16 protein-coding genes are annotated in these 18,876 nt (G+C 72.9%); 3 read left to right on the top strand and 13 right to left on the bottom strand.

Translation table 11 applies throughout. The features are described 5' to 3' along the window. Positions 1-31 precede the first annotated feature (31 nt). From nudC to ABFJ78_RS30910, 5 genes are read right to left on the bottom strand one after another with little or no spacing between them, the layout of a single operon-like run. Positions 32-1,051, bottom strand: a complete 1,020-nt coding sequence (gene nudC, locus ABFJ78_RS30930) for an NAD(+) diphosphatase (protein ID WP_436390079.1) — start codon at positions 1,049-1,051, stop codon at positions 32-34. Next, positions 1,051-2,430 (bottom strand): M16 family metallopeptidase, encoded by a 1,380-nt coding sequence (locus ABFJ78_RS30925; RefSeq protein WP_436390078.1) that lies wholly within the window; start codon positions 2,428-2,430, stop codon positions 1,051-1,053. The genes nudC and ABFJ78_RS30925 overlap by 1 nt, the downstream gene beginning before the upstream one ends. Next, entirely contained in the window at positions 2,427-3,719 is a 1,293-nt protein-coding gene (locus ABFJ78_RS30920; protein WP_436390077.1) for a M16 family metallopeptidase, read from the bottom strand. Before ABFJ78_RS30920 ends, ABFJ78_RS30925 begins: the two co-directional genes overlap by 4 nt. Before the next feature lie 9 nt (positions 3,720-3,728). After that, positions 3,729-5,306 (bottom strand): DUF2207 domain-containing protein, encoded by a 1,578-nt coding sequence (locus ABFJ78_RS30915; RefSeq protein WP_436390076.1) that lies wholly within the window; start codon positions 5,304-5,306, stop codon positions 3,729-3,731. Between the two features lie 2 nt (positions 5,307-5,308). Next, positions 5,309-7,024 (bottom strand): DUF2207 domain-containing protein, encoded by a 1,716-nt coding sequence (locus ABFJ78_RS30910; RefSeq protein ID WP_436390075.1) that lies wholly within the window; start codon positions 7,022-7,024, stop codon positions 5,309-5,311. Positions 7,025-7,696: 672 nt separating this feature from the next. Between ABFJ78_RS30910 and ABFJ78_RS30905 the strand changes: the two genes are divergently transcribed. After that, entirely contained in the window at positions 7,697-8,662 is a 966-nt protein-coding gene (locus ABFJ78_RS30905) for a neutral zinc metallopeptidase (protein ID WP_436390074.1), read from the top strand. On the opposite strand, the gene ABFJ78_RS30900 is transcribed toward ABFJ78_RS30905, so the two are convergent. Then, positions 8,659-9,669, bottom strand: coding sequence for an RDD family protein (locus tag ABFJ78_RS30900; protein ID WP_436390073.1), 1,011 nt, complete (start codon positions 9,667-9,669; stop codon positions 8,659-8,661). The genes ABFJ78_RS30905 and ABFJ78_RS30900 overlap by 4 nt on opposite strands. A 34-nt stretch (positions 9,670-9,703) precedes the next feature. Between ABFJ78_RS30900 and ABFJ78_RS30895 the strand changes: the two genes are divergently transcribed. Then, the gene (locus tag ABFJ78_RS30895; protein ID WP_436390072.1) at positions 9,704-10,711 is read left to right on the top strand and encodes a stage II sporulation protein M; all 1,008 of its coding nucleotides are present in this window, start codon (positions 9,704-9,706) and stop codon (positions 10,709-10,711) included. Here the strand turns inward: ABFJ78_RS30895 and ABFJ78_RS30890 are convergent. The 5 genes from ABFJ78_RS30890 to ABFJ78_RS30870 are packed head-to-tail and all read right to left on the bottom strand — an operon-like array spanning position 10,708 to position 15,949. Next, complete coding sequence (locus ABFJ78_RS30890) at positions 10,708-12,000, bottom strand: DUF58 domain-containing protein (RefSeq protein ID WP_436390071.1); 1,293 nt, start codon at positions 11,998-12,000, stop codon at positions 10,708-10,710. The genes ABFJ78_RS30895 and ABFJ78_RS30890 overlap by 4 nt on opposite strands. A 1-nt stretch (position 12,001) precedes the next feature. Next, positions 12,002-12,967 carry an AAA family ATPase gene (locus tag ABFJ78_RS30885; RefSeq protein ID WP_436390070.1) on the bottom strand — a complete coding sequence of 322 codons (966 nt, stop codon included), beginning with the start codon at positions 12,965-12,967 and terminating at the stop codon, positions 12,002-12,004. Continuing rightward, positions 12,964-14,103: a DUF4350 domain-containing protein gene (locus ABFJ78_RS30880; protein WP_436390069.1), complete on the bottom strand. Its 1,140-nt coding sequence runs from the start codon at positions 14,101-14,103 to the stop codon at positions 12,964-12,966. The genes ABFJ78_RS30885 and ABFJ78_RS30880 overlap by 4 nt, the downstream gene beginning before the upstream one ends. Next, positions 14,100-14,741, bottom strand: a complete 642-nt coding sequence (locus tag ABFJ78_RS30875) for a DUF4129 domain-containing protein (RefSeq protein WP_436390068.1) — start codon at positions 14,739-14,741, stop codon at positions 14,100-14,102. Before ABFJ78_RS30875 ends, ABFJ78_RS30880 begins: the two co-directional genes overlap by 4 nt. Continuing rightward, on the bottom strand, positions 14,735-15,949 hold the full coding sequence (locus ABFJ78_RS30870) for a hypothetical protein (protein ID WP_436390067.1): 1,215 nt from the start codon (positions 15,947-15,949) through the stop codon (positions 14,735-14,737). Before ABFJ78_RS30870 ends, ABFJ78_RS30875 begins: the two co-directional genes overlap by 7 nt. Positions 15,950-16,199: 250 nt before the next feature. Here ABFJ78_RS30870 and ABFJ78_RS30865 point away from each other — a divergent pair, with 250 nt between their 5' ends. Beyond that, entirely contained in the window at positions 16,200-17,219 is a 1,020-nt protein-coding gene (locus ABFJ78_RS30865) for a neutral zinc metallopeptidase (RefSeq protein WP_436390066.1), read from the top strand. Here the strand turns inward: ABFJ78_RS30865 and ABFJ78_RS30860 are convergent. Further along, a complete protein-coding gene (locus tag ABFJ78_RS30860) occupies positions 17,212-17,631 on the bottom strand; it encodes a hypothetical protein (RefSeq protein WP_436390168.1) in 420 nt (139 codons plus the stop codon). The genes ABFJ78_RS30865 and ABFJ78_RS30860 overlap by 8 nt on opposite strands. 78 nt (positions 17,632-17,709) lie before the next feature. Next, positions 17,710-18,792, bottom strand: coding sequence for a potassium channel family protein (locus tag ABFJ78_RS30855; protein WP_436390065.1), 1,083 nt, complete (start codon positions 18,790-18,792; stop codon positions 17,710-17,712). Between the last annotated feature and the right edge of the window lie 84 nt (positions 18,793-18,876).

Raw genomic sequence — 18,876 nt, 5'->3', positions numbered from 1 at the left:
GCCGTGAGAGCGTGCTCTCCCGCCACCTCGATCACTCCTCCGCGTCCGCCCAGGCCTTGAGCATCACGCGGGCGATCGACGAATTCCCCGGCAAGATGATCTCCGCCGCCCCGCCGGCGATCGGCGTCGGCTTTGAACCCTCGCCCCGCACCGCACTGTTCGCGAACGCCTCGCGCACCTCGGCCCGCGACACCCACAGTGCCTCTTCGATCTCGCCGTCCGCCGGTACCAACGGCAACGATCGATCCGCCCGCGCCGTGAAGCCCAGCATGATCGACCGCGGGAACGGCCACGGCTGGCTTCCGAGGTACCGGACGTCGGACACCGACGCACCCACCTCTTCGCGGATCTCCCGGACCACGCACGCTTCCAGGGACTCCCCCGCCTCGACGAACCCCGCCAGCACCGAATACCGCCCCGCCGGCCAAATCGGCTGACGCGCGAGCAGCACGTGGGAGCCGTTCACGCCTTCCGAAGAATGGACCAGGCAGATCACCGCCGGGTCCGTGCGCGGGTACTCCTCGCGGCCGTCGTTCGTGCACTTGCTCGCCCAGCCGAACTGGATCAGCTCCGTCGGATGGCCGCAGCGCGTGCAGAACTTCGCCTGGCGACGCCAAAAGCGCAACGCCTGCGCCGTCGTGAAGAGGCCGGCCGACGTGTCGTCCAGCAGGTCTCCGTACCCGCGCAGCTCGACCCAGACCTCGCCGTCCGCGCGCGGGACCTCCTCCACGAAACCCCAGCTGCCCGCCATCTTCACGGTGTCAGCCGAGCCCGACGGCCCGCCCGGCAGCGACCAGTAATCCGTGTCCTGCCACTCGCCCAGGAACACCGCGTCCGCCGGCGGCGATGCCCCGAAGTCGATCGCCTTCCGGAACGCCAGCACCGACGATCCCTCGACGACCGGGGTACGCCCGGTGTCGTCCAGCAGGACGACCCGGGCGTCGGCCCAGCGCGACAGCAGCCGCGATGGGTTGGTGCGCAGGCCTTCCTGACGGTCCACAGTGGACCGGGACAGGGTGGGCAGATCCCCCAGCGAGAACGGGACGGACATCAGGCCGGCTCGCCCACGACGACGTCGCCCAAGGACAGCAGCTTGCGCTCCAGCACGCCCGCGTCGCCGACCACCACACCCGTGAACCGCTTGGGGGCGAAGTACTTCAACGCCGCTTCGGCGACTTCAGCAGCCGTCACCGCCGCCACCCGCGCCGGGTGCTCGTTCAGCCATTCCAGGCCCAGCCCGGTCGACGCCAGCGCCAGCACCTGCCCGGCCAGCCCGGACTGCGACGACGTCGACGTCAGCAACGAGCCGATCGCGTACTGCCGCACCGATTCCAGCTCGTCGCCCGTCGGCGGGACCTGGCCGAGGCGGCCCAGCTCGTACCGGGTTTCCAGCAGCGCCGGCGCGGTCGCGTCGGTGGCCGTGTCCGCGTCGACGTTGACCACCGCGGTGCCGTCGGTGAACTCGAACCCGGAGTGCGCGGAGTACGTGTACCCCTTGTTCTCACGGATGTTCTCCACCAGCCGCGACGAGAAATACCCGCCATAGGCCAGGTTCGCCAGCTGCAGCGCCGCGTAGCCCGGGTCGGTGCGCGGCACGGTCTGCGCCGACAGCCGGATCTGCGACTGCACGGCCCCGGCGCGCGGCACCAGCAGCACGTTCGGCCCGGTCAGCTCCGGCAGCGGCGGCAGCCGGACGGCGGAGCGGTCGGACGCCCAGCCGCCGAGCACCTTCTCGAGGTCATCGATGACCGAAGCAGGGTCGATGTCGCCGACCAGCACCAGCACCGAACCCCGCGGCAGCACCGATGCCTGGTGCAGCGCACGGACCTGCTCGGGCGTCACGACCGCGACGTCCTCCGCACGAGGAACCTCGCGCGTGGCCGGGTGGTCGCCGTAGCGGTGCTTCTGCAGCGCCTCCCGCGCGATCGTGCGCGGCTGGGTCCGCGAGACGGCGATCCGCTCGACGAGCCGCTCCTTCTCGCGCGCGATCTCCTCGTCGGCGTACGTCGCTGCGGTGAGGACGTCGCCGAGGACGTCGAGGAACGTCGGCAGCTTGTCGGCGAGCGCGGATCCGGTCAGCACCAGGCGTTCCGGGTCGACGCCGGCGCCGATGTCGCCGCCGATCAGCGCCAGCTCGGCGTCGATCTCGATGCGGTTGCGGCGAGCCGTGCCGGTCAGGATCGTCTCGGCGAGCACCTCGGCCGTGGCCGGGTGGAGCGCGTCGTCGCCCGCGAACGGGATCCACAGCCGGGCCTCGACCAGCGGCACGGTCGCCTTGCGCACGGCCAGCACGCGCAGGCCGTTGGACAGCTCGGTGTCCACATGGGACAGATCGGCGGCGGCGCGCTGCGCGCCCAGCGGCGGCAGCGGGCGCGGCCCCCGCGTGGTGCGGCCGATCTCGTCCGCACTGCGGTGCGTTGCTGAAGTCACTGCTCGTTGGTCCCTTCCGAAGCGGGCTTGACCACCAGGACGGCGCGCGCGTCGGGGCGCAGCGCCTTGGCCGCCGCCGAAACGGCTTCCGCGGTGACGGCGGACATCCGGTCCGCGAGCTTGTACACCAGCGACGCGTCGCCGTAGAGCAGCTCGAACGAACCGAGGGCCAGCGTCCGGGACACCAGCCTGTCGTGCTCCGAGTGCAGGCTCGCCGTCCAGCGGGCGGTGACCTTGCGCAGCTCCTCCTCGCTCGGCGGGGTCTCGGCGAGCTTCTCCAGCTCGTCGTCCAGCGCCTCGAGCACGCGCTCGCGCGGCACCTCGTGCGGGTGGATCAGGGTGATGGTGAACGTGTCGGGGTCGCGCGCCTCGAACGGGCCGAACAGCCCGGCGCCGGCGCCGATGTCGACCACCAGGGGCTCGCGGTGCACCAGCCGCTGCTGCAGGCGGGAGCCGTCGCCGTCGGTGAGGACGCCGGCGAGCACGAGGTACGCGAGATAGCCGTCGACGTCGTTGATCGGGTCCGGCATCCGGTAGCCGATGCCGAGCGCGGGCAGCGGGGCGTGCGGGTCTTCGACCTCGCCGCGCAGCTCGGTGGTCGGCAGCGGCTCGGCGAACGACGGCCGCTGCGGCGCGGGCCGGTGCGGGACGTCGCCGAAGTGCGTCTCGATCAGCTTCTTGGCGTTGTCGACCTCGAAGTCGCCCGCCACCGTGAGCACGGCGTTCGCCGGCGCGTAGTAGGTGTCGAAGAACGCCGCGCAGTCGTCGACCGTCGCGCTCTCGAGGTCCTCGAAGCCGCCGTAACCGTTGTGCGCGTTGGGGAACGTCGAGTACAGCACCGGCGGCAGGGTGATCCACGGGAACCCGCCGTAGGGCCGGTTCAGCACGTTGAGCCGGATCTCTTCCTTGACGACGTCGATCTGGTTCGCCAGGTTCTCGGCGGTCAGCTTCGGCGCGCGCATCCGGTCGGCCTCGAGGAACAGCGCGCGCTCGAGCGCGGCGCTCGGCAGCACCTCGAAGTAGTCCGTGTAGTCCGGGTGGGTCGACCCGTTGAAGGTGCCGCCGCTGGACTGGACGTGCCGGAAGTGGGCGAGCTTCTCGAGGCTCTCCGAGCCCTGGAACATCAAGTGCTCGAAGAGGTGCGCGAAACCGGTGCGCCCCTCGGGCTCGGAGCGGAAGCCCACGTCGTAGTGGACACTGACGCCGACCACCGGCGCGGTCGCGTCGGGTGCGAGGACCACGCGCAGACCGTTGTCGAGGGTGTATCGGACGAGCTCGGGATCGGCCATGGCCCCACCCTACGACGGGTCGGCGCCCGCGTGCGTCCCGACTGGCGAGTGAGAACGGGTGTGCTGCCGCACGGCGTCGAGGCGTCGGCCGCGGCCGGCGCCGGCGAACGCGCCCGCCAGCGCCGAAGCGAAGGATCCGGCCTGGTCAGGGGTGATGTCGCCGTCGTGCCAGTACACCGGCGGCGGGTGCTCGAGGCCGGCGAACGCGGCCACCCAGGGCCCTAGTTCGCCCAGAGCGAGCGCGTACGGGAGGCCGCGCGAGAACACCAGCTCGCGTTGGGACTTGTCGAAGTCCTTCGCCCGGGTGGTGGCCAGTTCTTCGGCGACCCCGCGGAGCCGCCGCGCGACCTCGGCGCCCGCGTGACGTCGCGCCGGCAGCGCCGCCGAGACGGCGACGGCGGCGACCCCGGCCAGCGCGAGGATGACGCCGAGCTGGGCGTACCCGACGGTCAGGGCGAGCAGGACGGTGAGGAACACGCCGTAGCACACGACCCGGATCCCCGCCCGCCGGAGCCGCCCGGTCGCGAGCCACCCGCGGCCGGCGAGGTCCGCGGCCAGCTCCGCGTGGGGGATTTCGACGTGCTGCTGCCGCAGTTCGGCGAGGGTCACCGTCTCCTCCGGCAGGACGGCTTCGAACACGGCACGCTCGAAGGTCGTGAGGTAGGCGTCGGGCGGGTTGCGGCGGGTCAGCCGCGAGCCGTCGCTCACCCAGAGGTAGTTGCGAACGGCGAGGTCCAGCACCGTCGCGGCCAGGTCGGCGGCCCCGGCGCGGCCGTGCAGCAGCAGGCCGGCGTGCCCGGGCAGCACTCCTTCGGGGGACGCGAATTCGCCGTTCTTCGCGAGCAAGCCTGCCTTCGGCGGGTCGCCGGTGTCCCGGCGGCGCGCGAGCAGGGCCCAGGCGGCCGCCGCGAGCAGGAGCGCGGCGAAGCCCGCCCAGGCCCAACCGACCGGCGCGGTGAGCACGAACGCGCCGGCGATCGTCTTGGCGGGGACCAGGACTTCGTTCGCGGGCACCGTGCCCGGGGGCAGTTCGACGGTCGCCGTCATCCGCTCGCCCGCCGCGAGGTTCTGCTGGCTGAACCGCGTCAGCCCGGCGTGGTCGATCTGCGCGGCGCCGCACTGGAAGTCCGAATCCGGCGGCCCGGCGAGGCAGTCGACGGCGGTCGGGATCTCGGGCGCGGCGAAGGAGGCCCGGATGAACTTGAGGTCGGTGCTCCAGCCGCCGGCCAGCTCCCAGGTGACCCGGTCGCCGGCGACGGCACCGTCCACTGTGTACCGGACGATCGACGTGCCGGACGTCAGGTGGACGGTCAGCGCGTCTTCGTCCACTTGGGCGTTCCCGCTGCCTTCGAGGACGACGTCGCGGACGCCGTAGACGCGGTCGCGGTGGTGCGGGGCGGCGACCCGCAGCGGGACGCGGCGGTCCATGGTGACGCCGTTCGGCACGGCGATCGCTTCGGCGACCGACAGCGAGCCGTCGCGCTCGACCTTGAGCTGGATTTCGGCGCTCTGCGGCACGGTCGGCAAGGGCGGCTGGTCCACCGGCGCCGCCGCCAGGACCAGCGCCAGCACCGCCCCGGCGAGCACGGTCAGCGGGCGGTGCGGCCGGCGGCGGTGAGCAGCCCGTCGAGCGCGGTCAGGAAGGACGGGAAGTGCGCGCCGAACCGGCGCAGGTCGTGGTCGGCCTCCATGCCGCCGTACCAGTAGAGGCCGGCCGAGCCGTCCGACGCCGGGTTGAGCGCGGCGAACGCGCCGAGCCAGCGTTCGGTGTCGCCCAGCACGACCGCGTACGGCAGCGAGCGCGAGAACACCATTTCGCGGTCGGCGGGCGGGATGTCCTCGGCCTTGGCGGTGTGCAGGTAGTCGAGCAGGCCGCGGACCTGGCCGACGAGCGCCCGGCCGCGCGCGGTGCGCGACGGCAGCAGCGCGGCCGCCGCGGCGACGGCGAGGCCCGCGAAGGCGACCGCGACGCCGAGCAGCGCTTCGCCGACCGTGAAGGTGAGGACGGCGGTGGCGGCCGCGCCGAGCGCGAAGATCCCGGCGCCGAGCCAGGTCAGCCGGCCGCGGGCGGTGTCGGGGCGGCGGGAGAACCAGCGCTTGGTGACGACGTCGGCGTACATCGCGTCGCTGATCTTGCGCAGGTCGAGGGTGCCGCGGGCGCGCAGCTGCGAGACGAGCACGGCGTCGGTGCCTGCCGGCAGCAGCGTCTCGTAGACGGCGCGTTCGAAGTCGTGGAGGTGCTCGTCGGGCGGGTTGCGGCGGGCGATTTGCCAGTCTTGCCCGGGTACTTCCGCCAGCCAGAGGTAGTTGCGGACGGCGAGGTCGACGACGGTGGCGCTGATGTCGACGACGTCGACGGTCTCGTCGACGACCGTGCCGACCTGGCCGGGCAGCACGCCGTCCGGGCTCGCGAAGAAGACGCGGTCGCCGTCGCGCAGCAGGACCTCGACCGGGCCGGTGGCGGCGGTGAGGGCGCCCGCGTCCTCCTTGCGGCGGCGGAAGACGTGGATGCCGCCGGCGACCACGAAGACGAGCAGGAGCGCGAAGGCGATGCCGGTCAGCGGCGTGAAGGCGAAGGCGGTGGCGAAGAGGCCGACGTCGGCGAACTTCGCGTTGGCCGGAACGGTGTTCGCGGGCAGGCCGACGAGGAGGTCGACGCGGTCGCCGGGGCGGACGTCGTTCTGTTCCAGGCGCACGACGCCGGTGTGGTCGAGCTCGGCGAGGGTGCAGCGCTGGTTCGAACCGATGGGGCCGGCGAAGCAGTCCACAGGGGACAGTCGCGGCGACGGCGCGAGGAAGGAGGCGGTGAGCTTGGCGAGCGGGGTGTCGAAGCCGCTGGCGACCTGCCAGCGGGCCTGCTGGCGGCCGCTCTGGTCGGCGATGGCGCCGTCGACGGAGTAGGTGACGGTCGACGCGCCGCCGGTGAAGGTGAGGACGAGCTGGTCACCGGTCAGCTGGCTGGTCGCGGTGCCTTCGGTCTTGATGTCCTTGACGGCGAAGACGCGGTCCTGGTCGTCGCTCGCGGAGACCTTGAGGGGGACGCGCGAGGTGAGCTGCCTGCCGCCCGGGACGGTGACGTGCTCGGTGACTTCGAGGGAGCCGTCGCGCAGGACTTTGAGGGCGACGTCGGCGGTGGCGCCTTCCGGCGGCTGGACGTCCTGGCCGCTCAGTTGCTGGGGTTTCTTGACCTGGTCGGAAGGCGCGTTCGGCAGCACGGGCCCGGCGGACGGCCCCTGCGCGGCGGCGGGCCCGGCGGTGACCAGGACCATGACGGCGGCGGTGACCGCCGCCGCCCCCCATTTCATCGACACAGCACCACACCCTAGAGCACTCGATAAATGCTGACGCCCGGAACGGCGAGATCACCGCAGGTACGCCGGTTCCGACGGGGAAATCGCACGGGGGGTTCCGCTTTCATGACGCACGGCCCGCAGGGTCCCGGTTCCGGCCCTGGTCCACACGACCCGCGGCGGCCGGTTCCGCCGCCGGGGGCGCGGCCGTTGCCGCCGCCCGGGGTGAGGCCGCTGCCCCAGGGGCGGCCGGGTGGGCAGCCGGGCACTCCCCAGCAAGGCCCCGGCGGTACTTCCCCGCAAGGTCCCGGCGGGCAGCCAACCCGACCCGGCCCAGCGCCCAGCAGCCCTCCCCAGCAAGGCCCCGGCGGCACGCCGGGGCCTTGGCAGGGCGGCGCACCGGGTCAAGGCCCGCAGGGGCCCGCCAGCGCGCCCGGCCAACCTCCGCAATTCCCCGGCCAGCCGCCCCGAGGACCGCAGGGCACCCAAGGCTTCCCCGCGTCCGGTCCCTACCCGCGCCCCGGCTTCCCCGCCCGGGCCCCGCTCCCGCCACCGGCCGCGGCTCCTCCGCGCGTCTTCACCCCTGCCTACGCCGGCCCTCCCCCGGGCCATCCCTTCGGCCCGCGGTTCGCGCCCGGCTACCGGCCCTACGTCGCCAAGAAGTCGAACACCGGGGTCATCGTCGCCGTGGCGATCATCGGGATCGTCGCCGTGGTCGGCGGGCTCGTCGCGGCCGTCGCGCTCATCGGCGGGAACACCCGGCACGTCGCCGACGCCGGGTACTCGAGCACTTACCCGTCGGACACCTACGAAACCACCTCCGCCGACGAAACGACCGAAACCACGTCGTCCACCGAAGAGACGACCACCAGCCGGACCACCGAGCGCACGACCCGCACGTCCGAACAACCGAGCGGGCCGCGTTCGGTCGTCGCGACCGGGAACAACCCGATGTTCGGCAGCCCCGACTACGGCCTGCAGAACATCCCCTGCTCGCTGAGCCGCTGGGCGACCGACCAGGGCAGCGCCACCCGCTTCTTCGAGTCCGGGATCGCCTGCCTCGACGCGATGTGGTCGCGCATGCTCGGCGCCGTGGACCTGCCGTTCCGGTCGCCGAAGCTGTCGGTGCCGCGGTCGCTGTCGGAATCGTCGACGCCGTGCGGCAGCGGCGGCACGACGACCGGTGTCACGCCGTTCTACTGCCCGTCGAACGACACGATCTACATGCCGATGGACCGCATCGAGATCGACGTGTGGGGCAACCACCCCGGCCCGTACCTGTCGATGCTGGCCCACGAATACGGCCACCACGTGCAGAACCTGGCCGGCATTTCCGAGGCGTACGGCAACCAGCGCTACGACGCGGGCGCCGACTCGGCGATCGGCTTGGAGCTGTCGCGCCGGATGGAGCTCGAGGCGCAGTGCTTTTCGGGGATGTTCCTCGGCTCGGCGTCGGTGTCCGGCGGTTCGGTCGACAAGAACATCTACAACGAGGCGTGGAACGCCCAGGACCGCGGCGACGACTACGCCCGCAACGGCAAGCGCGACCACGGCAGCGCCAAGCACAACATCGCCTGGTGGCAACACGGCGCGACGAAGAACCGCAACCAGCAGTGCAACACGTGGCTCTCGGCTTCGGGAGACGTGTCCTAGCTCGGTGGCGCGAACGGGTTTTCGGCGGCCGGCGCCGGAGTGCCGGACGGCGGAGTAGGCGGATCCACCTCGGCCGTGCTGCCGGGAGCCGCGGACCCAGGTGAAGCAGCGGCCGCCGACCACGGCGACGGCGCCACCGGCTGCCCACCCGTGGCCACAGCCCCGAGCTGACCATTCGCCGTCCGCTGAAACCCTGGCCCGGTCGGCACGTGTCCCCGCGCTGCCTCCACCTGGGCCGCATACGCCTGCATCGCCCGCGCGTGGTCCCGGTTGCGCCGTTCCGCCAGCACCGCCGCCAAGAACGCCCATGGCGGCACTCCCGGCGGCACCGGCGTCCCCAGCGCGTTGCCCACCTGCTGCGCCAAACTCCACCCCAGCGCGTGCGCCGCCTCCGGAGCCAGCTGGCTGAACCGCGCCAGGAACTGACGGCTCGCCAGCGCGAGGTCGTCCGGGAGGCGGGTCAGGTCGAGCTGGGCCGCCCAGCCCTCCAGGCCCGGGGGCATGCCGATCGCCGGGTAGCCCGCGCTCTCCGGGACGCGGTCGCGGATCACCAGCGTGCCCGCCAGGAAGTCGCCCACCCGGCGGCCGTCGGACGAACACAGCGACACGATCACCGCCACCGCGCCGAACACGCCGAGCGCCCAGAAGTCGATGACGAACCCCGCCAGCCCGCGGGTCAACGCGTGCCGGAAGCGGATCGGGCCGCCGTCGACGCGTACCACGCGCAGCCCCATCGCCATCTTGCCCAGCGACCGGCCGCGCGAGAGCGTCTCGAACAGGACCGGGTAGCCGACCAGGATCAGCACCAGGAACACCAGGATCAGCGTCAGCGCGAGCGATTCGTCCTCGCCCGGCACCGTGAGCGTCAGGACGAAGAACGTGCCGAGCAGCAGCGCGAACTGCACGAGGACGTCCAGCAGCATCGCCAGCGCGCGGCTGGCGAGCTTCGCGACGCGCAGGTCCAGGACGACGGCTTCCCCGGTGACCAGCTCGGATTCCTCGTGCACCGGCCCAGCGTAGCGACCGGATAGGGTGACCGGTGTGGATGTGGACGTCTTCGTCGCGACGCACACGGCGGAGTGGAACCGGCTCAGCGAGCTGACCCACCGCGGCGGCAAGCTGACCGGCGCCGAGGCCGACGAACTGGTGACGCTCTACCAGCGGACCGCGACGCACCTGTCGATCGTCCGCTCGGTCGCGCCCGACCCGGCGCTCGTCAGCCGGCTGTCCGGCCTGGTCGCGCGCGGCCGGAGCGCGATCTCCGGGTCGCACAACCCCGCGTGGCGGGAGGTCGCGCTGTTCTTCACGCGCCGCTTCCCCGCCGCCGTCTACCTCTCGCGACGCTGGTGGATCCCGGCCGCGCTGGTGTCGATCGCGGTGATGGCGGTGATCGCCGTCTGGGTCGCGGGCGACCCGCACGTCCGCGCGTCGCTCGGCAGCGCCGACGAGCTGAACCAGCTGACCAAGCCCGGCGGCGACGCCGAGGCCTACTACTCGACCGGCCCGGCGACGTCGTTCGCGGCGCGCGTGTGGACGAACAACGCCTGGGTGGCGGCGACGTGCCTGTTCCTCGGCGTCGCGCTGGGCCTGCCGGTGATCGGCGCGCTGTGGATGAACGCGCTCAACGCGGGCGTGATCATCGGCGCGATGAGCGCGGCCGGCCGCGGCGACGTGATGATCGGCCTGCTGCTCCCCCACGGCCTGCTGGAGCTGACGGCGGTGTTCGTCGCGGCGGGCACCGGGCTGAAGCTCGGCTGGACGGTCGTCGACCCCGGCCGCCGCTCCCGCACGACGGCGCTGGCCGAGCAGGGCCGCTCGGTCGTCGTGATGGCGCTCGGGCTGGCGTGCGTGCTGTTCGTGACAGGGATCATCGAAGCGTTCGTGACGCCGTCGGGCTGGCCGACGTGGCTCCGCGTGGGCATCGGCGTGCTGGTCGAGGTGCTGTTCTTGGTCTACGTCTTCACCCTCGGCAGGCGCGCGGCGAAGGAAGGCGAAGTCGGCGACCTCGACGCACGCGACGCCGGCGACGCGTTGCCCGAAGCGGCTTAGAGCCGCCCAGCCGCCTTCAGCGCCAAGTACCGGTCCGCCAACGCCGGCGGCAGTTCCTCCGGCACCGCGTCCACCACGCTGACTCCATGCCGCCCCAGGCGTTCCGTCACGCGCTGCCGTTCCGCCACCGTCCGGGACGCCGCCGCCGCGTCGTACACGGCTTCCGCGTCGTCACGCCCGGCCAGCATCTCCGCCACCCGCGGGTCCGCCACCGACGCCACGATCAGCTCGTGCCGCGCGGTCAGCGAACTCAGCACCGGGAACAGCCCTTCCTCCAGCGGCGCCGCGTCGAGCCCCGTCAGCAGGACGACCAGCGCCCGCCGCCGCGTCCGCTGGAGCACCTCCGCGACCATCCCCCGCGAGTCCGTCTCGACCAGCGAAGGTTCCAGAGGCGCCATCGCGTTCACCAAAGACGTCAACAGCGAAGCGCCCGACGAACCCTGCACCGCCGCGCGCAGCCGCCGGTCGTACGCCAGCAGGTCGACGCGGTCGCCGGCGCGGGAAGCCAACGCCGCCAACAGCAACGCCGCGTCCATCGCCGCGTCCAGGCGCGGGGCGTCGCCGACCCGGCCCGCCGACACGCGGCCCGTGTCGAGCACCAGCACCACGTGCCGGTCGCGCTCGGGACGCCACGTGCGGACCATGACGTCCGCCGCCCGCGCCGTCGCGCGCCAGTCGATCGAGCGGACGTCGTCGCCGATCACGTACTCGCGCAACGAGTCGAACTCCGTGCCCTGGCCCCGGATCAGCACCGCGTTGCGGCCGTCGAGCTGCTGCAGCCGCGCCAGCCGCGACGGCAGGTGCTTGCGGCTGTGGAACGGCGGCAGCACGCGCACGGTCCACGGCACCTCGTGCGAACCCTGCCGCGCGGCCAAACCCAGTGGCCCCACCGACCGGACCGTCACGCGCGCCGCCGTCCGGTCGCCGCGCCGCGACGGCCGCAACGCGGTCACCAACGCCCGGCGCTCCCCCGGCGGGACGCGCAGGGCATGCCGGTCCGAAGCGCCCGCCGAAGGCGGCCACGCGTCCCGCAGCAATCCCCGCACCGCACGACGGCCGGGATTCGCGACTACCAGCGTCACCTCGCACGGTTCGCCGAGCCGCACCGACGTGTCGCCCGACCGCCGGAAAACCAGCGGCCGCACGCTCCCAGCCAGCACGAGGTCGACGACCACGAGCAGCAGGAGCACCCCGCCGACCGCCAGGATCCCGAGGTCCGACGGCGCGAGCAGCCCGACCACCAGCGCGCCGAACAGCGCGAGCAGCCCGAGCCTTCCGGTGACGGCCATGTCAGCGCGGCACGGGCACGGACGCGAGCACGCGGTCGAGGACGCCGTCCGCGGTGACACCTTCCAGCTCGGCCTCCGGCCGGACGTCCAGGCGGTGCCGCAACGCGGGACGCGCCAACGCCTTCACGTCGTCCGGGGTGGCGTAGTCGCGTCCGGCGAGCCACGCCCAGGCGCGGGTCACCGCGAGCAAAGCCGTGGCTCCACGGGGAGAAACGCCGATCCGCACCGACGGCAGCTGCCTCGTCGCCCGGCACAGGTCGACGACGTACCCGATCACCTCGGGCCCGATCGTCACGCGCGCCACGGCTTCGCGCGCCGCCGCGAGTTCGGTGGCCCCGGCGACCGCCTTGAGCCCCGCCGCGGCGAGGTTGCGCGGGTCGAAACCCTGCGCGTGCCGCCACAGGATGCCGATCTCGTCCTCACGCGACGGCGCCGGCATCGTCAGCTTCAGCAGGAACCGGTCCAGCTGCGCCTCCGGCAGCGGGTAGGTGCCCTCGTACTCGACCGGGTTCTGCGTGGCGATCACGATGAACGGGTCGGGCAGCGGCCGCGACTTGCCGTCGAGCGAGACCTGCCGCTCCTCCATCGCCTCCAGCAGCGACGACTGCGTCTTCGGCGGCGTCCGGTTGATCTCGTCGGCGAGCAGCAGGTTCGTGAACACCGGGCCCTCGCGAAAGGAGAACTCGCCGCTGTGGGCGTCGTAGACGATCGAGCCGGTGACGTCGCCGGGCATCAGGTCCGGCGTGAACTGCACGCGCGTGGTCTCCAGGTCCAGCGCCGCGGCCAGCGCCCGCACCAGCAGCGTCTTCGCCACCCCCGGGACGCCTTCGAGCAGCACGTGCCCGCGGCACAGCAGCGCCAGGATCAAGCCGGTGACGGCGGCGTCGTTGCCGACGACGGCCTTGCCGACCTCGGCGCGCAGCGCGATCAGCGCCTCCCGGGCCCCCGTCGCGTTCTCGCTGGTCAAGTTCGCCCCACCTCTCGTTCCACCCGATCCAGTTCGCCGGCCAGCCGGACCAGCGCCGGGTCGTCCGGCACCGGCGGGCCGAAGAGCACCACGCCGATTTCGTTCGCCGGCCGCCCGGTCCGCTCGCTCACCGACTGCACCAGCGCGGCCGCGTCGGCGTCGCGCGGCAGCCCGAGCACGGTCCGCAGCCGGGTCCGCGACGCCTCCCGCAGCGTCTCGCCCGCGTGGTCCGCGGCCTTCGCCCGCCGGTACAGCCGGGCGCGGCCCTCCGCGGTTTCGGCCGCGCGGACGACGATCGGCAGCGGCTCGGTGACGACCGGGCCGAGCCGGCGCGCCCGCCACAGCGCCAGCAGCGCCACGGCGATGAACGCCTGCGCCGCACCGTAGTACCAGCCGTCCGGAATCAGTTCGAAGATGGACTTGCGGGTGTCGTCGAGCCCGGGGTCGGCCGTCGACGGCAGGTACCAGACCAGCGTCGGGTGCTGCCCGAGCAGGCGCAGGCTCAGCGCCGCGTTGCCGTCGTCGGCGAGCCGGGCGTTGGTCAGCGGCGCCGCCGAGCCGAGCAGCGTCGTCGTGCCGCCGGAGTCGGCGAGCTGCAGCAGCGTGCCGCCGCCGTCTTCGCCGGGGTAGCACGACCGTGCGCCGGGCGAGGCGTAGCCGATCCCGCCGAGCGTGACCTCGCCGGCCGCGACCGCCGCGGCGACCGTGCACTCCGGGCGCAGCGTGCCGACGTCGCTCTGGCCGACCGGCTGCACCAGCGGCAGCGAGTCCTGCAGCGTCGGCGCTCCCGGCGTCACGAGGACGACGTCGGCGGCGTGCTGCCGCAGCGCGTCGAGCCGCTTGGCCGGGACCAGGTCCGGCTGGGTGACCAGCAGCGTCGCGTCTTCGCCGACGGCCGCGTCCGCTTCGTCCATCGAGTGGGCGGTGCGGACGTCGACGCCTTGGTCCCGCAGGAGCTGCGCGAGCGCGTGCGCGCCACCGGGTTCGTAGGAGCCGGGTTCGAGGGCGCCGTGCGTCTGCTCACCGCGGCCGAGCAGCAGGAGCGCGCCGGCGGCGAAGATCAGCGCGATCAGGGCGAGGGGAATCCGTACCCCGCGCCAGATCCGGCGCACGTCCGGCGATACCGAGGTGCTCACGAGACCGCCATGGCGACCGGGCGTTCACGGCGGCAACGCTCGTCCAGCTCGGTCAGCGCGCGGTAAGCGGCTTCGGTGCCTTCGCGGCCGCCGTAGTGGACGTCGTCGAAGAGCCGGGCGCCGTGGCGCAGGTCCGCGGCGACGTTCGGCAGCAGCACCCCGGCCTCGGCGGCGGCTTCGTCGGCTGTCCGGCCGGAGCGGGCGTCGAGCAGCGCGCGCTCCTCCAGGGCCCGCACGACGGCGCGGAAACGGTCGCGGACGGCGTCGTCGTACCGGCCGGCCGCGGCGGCTTCGGCGGCCGCGCGGCGGTAGTCGTCCGCGCTCTGCCGCTTCCCGCCGAAGACGACCCGGCCGGCCCGCGCCGAGCGGGCGATCTTGCCGGTGCGCAGCCGGATGACCACGACGAGCACGATCAGCACCACGAGCACCAGCAGCACCCCGAAGATCCCGCCCGGGACCACGTTCGACACGCCGTTCAGCAGTTTCCCGAGCTGCTCGGCGAGCCACTGCCCGAACTCCTGCAGGGGGCTCGGCCTGGCAGCCTGGTACTTCGGGTCGGACAGCTCTTCCGCGGCGGCGCGGCGGGCTGAGTCCCGGTCGATGTCGACCGGGACGTCGGTGAGCAGCAGCGTCACCATGCCTGCGGCGGCTGGACCCCGGCCGCGCGCGCCAGCTCGATGTCCATGCCCTCGCGGCGCATCCGCTGGTCGAGGTACACGATCACGGTGACCAGCGCGACGAACGGCGTGGCGATGGTGCCGGAGATGATCTGGCCGACCGACTGCAGCAGCAGGTCGCCGGTGCTGGGCACGAACACCTGCGCCGACGGGTTGAAGAGCCCGCTGAACAGGCCGCTGCCGAGGCTGAACGGCAACTGGATGATGTTGTTGACCAGGTACTCGATCACCCCGGCCAGCAGCAGGATGCCGAACACCCGCCAGAACGAGCCGCTGACCAGCCGCACCGACCGCGAGAACGCCTGCCGGAACGTGCCGCGCTCCAGCACGAGCGCCGAGCTGGCCAGCGCCCAGAACACGTACGCGACGACGCCGGGGACGATGCACAGCATCACCCCGATGGTGGTGGCGATCGAGTAGACGAACCCGACGCCCAGCAGCGGCAGCAGCCGCGGCTGCACCTCGCGCCACGCGACGCCGAAGGTGACTTCCCGGCCCAGCGCCGCGCGGCCCATCACCGCGGCCAGCAAGCCGTTCGCCATCGTCGTCAGCAACGTGGTGAGCAGGGCCGTCGGCAGCACGGCGATCAGCACGTCCCCGAACGCGCCGAACACGGCGTTGCGCAGCTCCTCCTCCGTCGCGCCCGGGCCGAGCTCGGCGGTCGTGGCCAGGTTCTGCAGATCGGCGAAGACGAACTTCTGCACGAGGAAGCTGAGCGCGGCCGTGATCACCGCGACCACCGCGCCGATGCCGAGGACCACCAGCGGGTAGCGGCGGATCGTGGTGATCGCGCCGTCGAGGATGTCGCCGATGTTGAGCGGCCGCAGCGCGATCACGCCGGGCTTGCCGAGCCCGTGCGGGCTCCAGGGCCGCTGCTGCTGGTACGGCGGGACCTGCTGGTACTGGGGAGCACCCCACTGCGGTTGCTGCCCGCCGTACGGGGGCTGCTGCCCGGCGGCCGGGCGTTCCCAGCCCGGCGGCGTCGCCGGTCCGGGGTTCGCCGGGGCGTCCGGCGGCTGCCACCCGCGCGGCGGCGTCGCCGGTGACGCGGAGTGGTCTTCGCCGGGCTTCGGATCACCCGATCCGGGGGCGGGAATCTGGGGGACGCCCTGGCTGGGTGTCGGCGTGTCGTCGCCCTGGCCGCCGGGCGCGCCACCGGTGTCTGTCATCGAAGCCCCTCGCCTGCAGTACCTGCTTGGCGACACTCTCTCAGAGCCGCTCGCACCCGGCCAGACCTGGGGTGACGTCCGTGCGCGGTGACGCGGTGCGCACGGACGGGTGCGAGAGGCCCCGTTCCCCCGATATGCTGAACGGCGGGATCGGGTACCCCCGGTCCGTACCGAGACCCTTCGGGACTGCCTAGTGACGCAACCGCCCCACGGCCGGGTACCGCCTCGCGGGACCGTCCAGCCGCCGCCGGTGCCGGATGCGCAACCGGATCTTCCCTGGCTGGGCCGTCCCCACACCGTCTCCGCGCCGCGACGCCGCTCCCCGGCGGCCGTGATCGGCGTGTGCCTCGGGGCCGTGGCCGTGCTGGTGCTCGGGCTGGTCGCGATCGTGGCCCTCAACCGCGGCGAGACGCCGCTGGCCAACGCGAACTTCCGCGACAACCCGTCGTCGCAGGACGTCCCCTCGCAGCTGCCGCCGGGTGGCGCGGGCGCGCCCGCGTCGGCGTCGCCCCCGACGTCCGAGCTGTCGACGCCCAGCCCGACCGGCCCGCAGAAGATCCTCAAGCTGGCCGACCACCCGATCCTGCAGGACCCGAACGCCGGCCTGCAGAACCGCGTCTGCAACCTCCCCGCCTGGCAGAGCACGCAGGACGGCGCGGAAGCGTTCTTCACCGCCGCCAGCAAGTGCCTCGACGCGGCGTGGGGCCCGTTCCTCGAGGCCTACCACCTGCCGTTCACCCCGCCGGCGCTGCACTTCCCGACGGGCGCGAGCTTCGAGACCGAGTGCGGCACCATCCAGGTCGGCATCGCGACCGCCGCGTACTACTGCGAAAACAACCTGTACGTCCCGTTCCGCGGGCTGCAGACCGACCAGTACGGCAACAACCCCGGCGTCTACCTGGCCCTGTTCGCCCACGAGTACGGCCACCACGTGCAGGAGGTCGCCGGGCTGATGGACGCGGCCTGGCAGAAGATCTACGAGGCCGGCCAGAACAGCCCGGCCGGGCTGGAGATGTCGCGGCGCAAGGAGCTGCAGGCCCAGTGCTTCTCGGGCATGTTCCTCGGCGCGCACGTCGACCAGGGCGGCACGATCAGCCGCGACATGTACAACAAGGCCTGGAACGACCAGGAGACCCGCGGCGACAACACGTCCCGCAGCCACGACCACGGGACGAACGCGCACTACGCGTCGTGGTGGCGGGCGGGGGCGACGAGCAACCGGATCGCCGACTGCAACACCTTCGCGGCGCCGTCGTCCGAGGTCAGCTAGCCGGTTTGGGCCGCAGCGGGATGCTCAGCCAGAGGTAGACGAACATCCCGCCGGAGAAGCAGGCGAACACGAGCAGCGCGAGTCCCAGCGGGCGCCGCGCGTCCGACGCCCCGGCCGACGTGTCCGCGGCCCGGACGGTGACCGTGCCCTGGTCCGGCAGCACCTCCGGCACGCCGACCTCGATGCGCTCGTTCTGGCCGTGCCCGCAGCCGTTGAGCGTGCCCTCGTGCGTCTTGCCCGCGACGGTGAACTTCACGGTCTCGACGGCGTCCGGCCGGTCGCACGGCGCGGGCTTGGTGACCTCGGCCTGCACCGGCGCGCCCAGGTCGTCGTTGGAGATGCCCAGCAACCCGGGCCCGGCCAGCCAGGCGAGCAGCACGACGAGCACGCCCGCCGCGGCGGGGATCGCCACCGTGGGCCACTTCAAGGCGAGGGATCGCGGGGGCACCTCGCCATGGTTCCAGATCCCCGGGCCGAATCCCAGGCCGCCTCAGCGCTGCTCGATCTTCTCCGCCGGGGTCACCTTCCGGACGTAGAGCAGCTTGTCGCCGGGCTCGATGGCGTCGGCCTGCGGGGCGTCGACGCGGTACAGGACGCCGTCGCGGACCAGGCCGAGCACCAGGTCGGACAGGTGCCGCGGCGAACCGCCCTCTTCGGACGGCTCGACCGGCCGCTCGGCGATCGCCAGGCCCGATTCGGGCGTGAGCAGGTCCTCCATGATGTCGACGACCAGCGGCGTCGACGTCGCCATGCCGAGCAGCCGCCCGGCCGTCTCACTGGAGACGACGACCTGGTTGGCGCCCGACTGCTTGAGCAGGTGGACGTTCTCCGCCTCCCGCACCGACGCGACGATGTGCGCCTTGGGCGCCAGCTCGCGGGCGGTGAGCGTGACGAGGACCGCCGTGTCGTCGCGGTTCGGGGCGACGACGACCGCGCGGGCGTGCTGCACCGCGGCGACGCGCAGGACGTCGGACCGGGTGGCCGAGCCGTGCACGGCGACCAGGCCGAGCGCGCTCGCCGCGTCGAGGGCCTGCTGGTCGGTGTCGACGACGACGATCTGACCGGGGGCGATGTTCTCGTCGCCGAGCAGCGCGTTGACGGCGGACCGGCCCTTGGTGCCGAACCCGACGACGACCGTGTGGTCGCGCACCTTCGTCCTCCACTTCTGGATCTTGAACGCCTGCCGGGAGCGCTCGGTGAGCACCTCCAGGGTGGTCCCGACCAGGACGATGAGGAAGAGCACCCGCAGCGGGGTGATCACCAGCACGTTCACCAGACGGGCGGACGACGTGGCGGGCGCGATGTCGCCGTAGCCGGTCGTCGACAGCGAGACGGTCGCGTAGTACAGGCTGTCCAGGAAGGACAGGCCGTCACCGTTGGCGTCGCGGTAGCCGTCGCGGTCGACGTACACGATGACCACCGTGGCCAGCAGCGCGAGCAGGGCGCCGACGATCCGCTTCACGATCGCGCGGAGCGGGCTGACGGTCAGCTCGGGCATGCGCAGGACGCCGACGAGCTCGTGGTCCGGCCGATCGGTGAGACTGCCCAGCGGCAATCGCTTCAGGGCCTTCATGCACCCGCTCCCAGCGGCGGGTGTCGAGCGTCACTCACGCCCGGAGGATAGCCGAACGGAGTACCCGGCCGCCGCGTGGAACGA

It is taken from the genome of Amycolatopsis sp. MEPSY49 (genome assembly GCF_051337345.1).
Classification (GTDB): Bacteria; Actinomycetota; Actinomycetes; order Mycobacteriales; family Pseudonocardiaceae; genus Amycolatopsis.
The sequence above is the reverse complement of the archived record's forward strand: the minus strand, read 5'-3'. Positions and strand labels throughout refer to the sequence as shown.

Excerpts from the sequence above, each read along its gene's own strand:
- nudC (WP_436390079.1), bottom strand. The coding sequence starts at position 1,051 with ATGTCCGTCCCGTTCTCGCTGGGGGATCTGCCCACCCTGTCCCGGTCC.
- ABFJ78_RS30920 (WP_436390077.1), bottom strand. The coding sequence starts at position 3,719 with ATGGCCGATCCCGAGCTCGTCCGATACACCCTCGACAACGGTCTGCGC.
- ABFJ78_RS30910 (WP_436390075.1), bottom strand. The coding sequence starts at position 7,024 with ATGAAATGGGGGGCGGCGGCGGTCACCGCCGCCGTCATGGTCCTGGTC.
- ABFJ78_RS30890 (WP_436390071.1), bottom strand. The coding sequence starts at position 12,000 with ATGGCCGTCACCGGAAGGCTCGGGCTGCTCGCGCTGTTCGGCGCGCTG.
- ABFJ78_RS30875 (WP_436390068.1), bottom strand. The coding sequence starts at position 14,741 with ATGGTGACGCTGCTGCTCACCGACGTCCCGGTCGACATCGACCGGGAC.
- ABFJ78_RS30870 (WP_436390067.1), bottom strand. The coding sequence starts at position 15,949 with ATGACAGACACCGGTGGCGCGCCCGGCGGCCAGGGCGACGACACGCCG.
- ABFJ78_RS30855 (WP_436390065.1), bottom strand. The coding sequence starts at position 18,792 with ATGAAGGCCCTGAAGCGATTGCCGCTGGGCAGTCTCACCGATCGGCCG.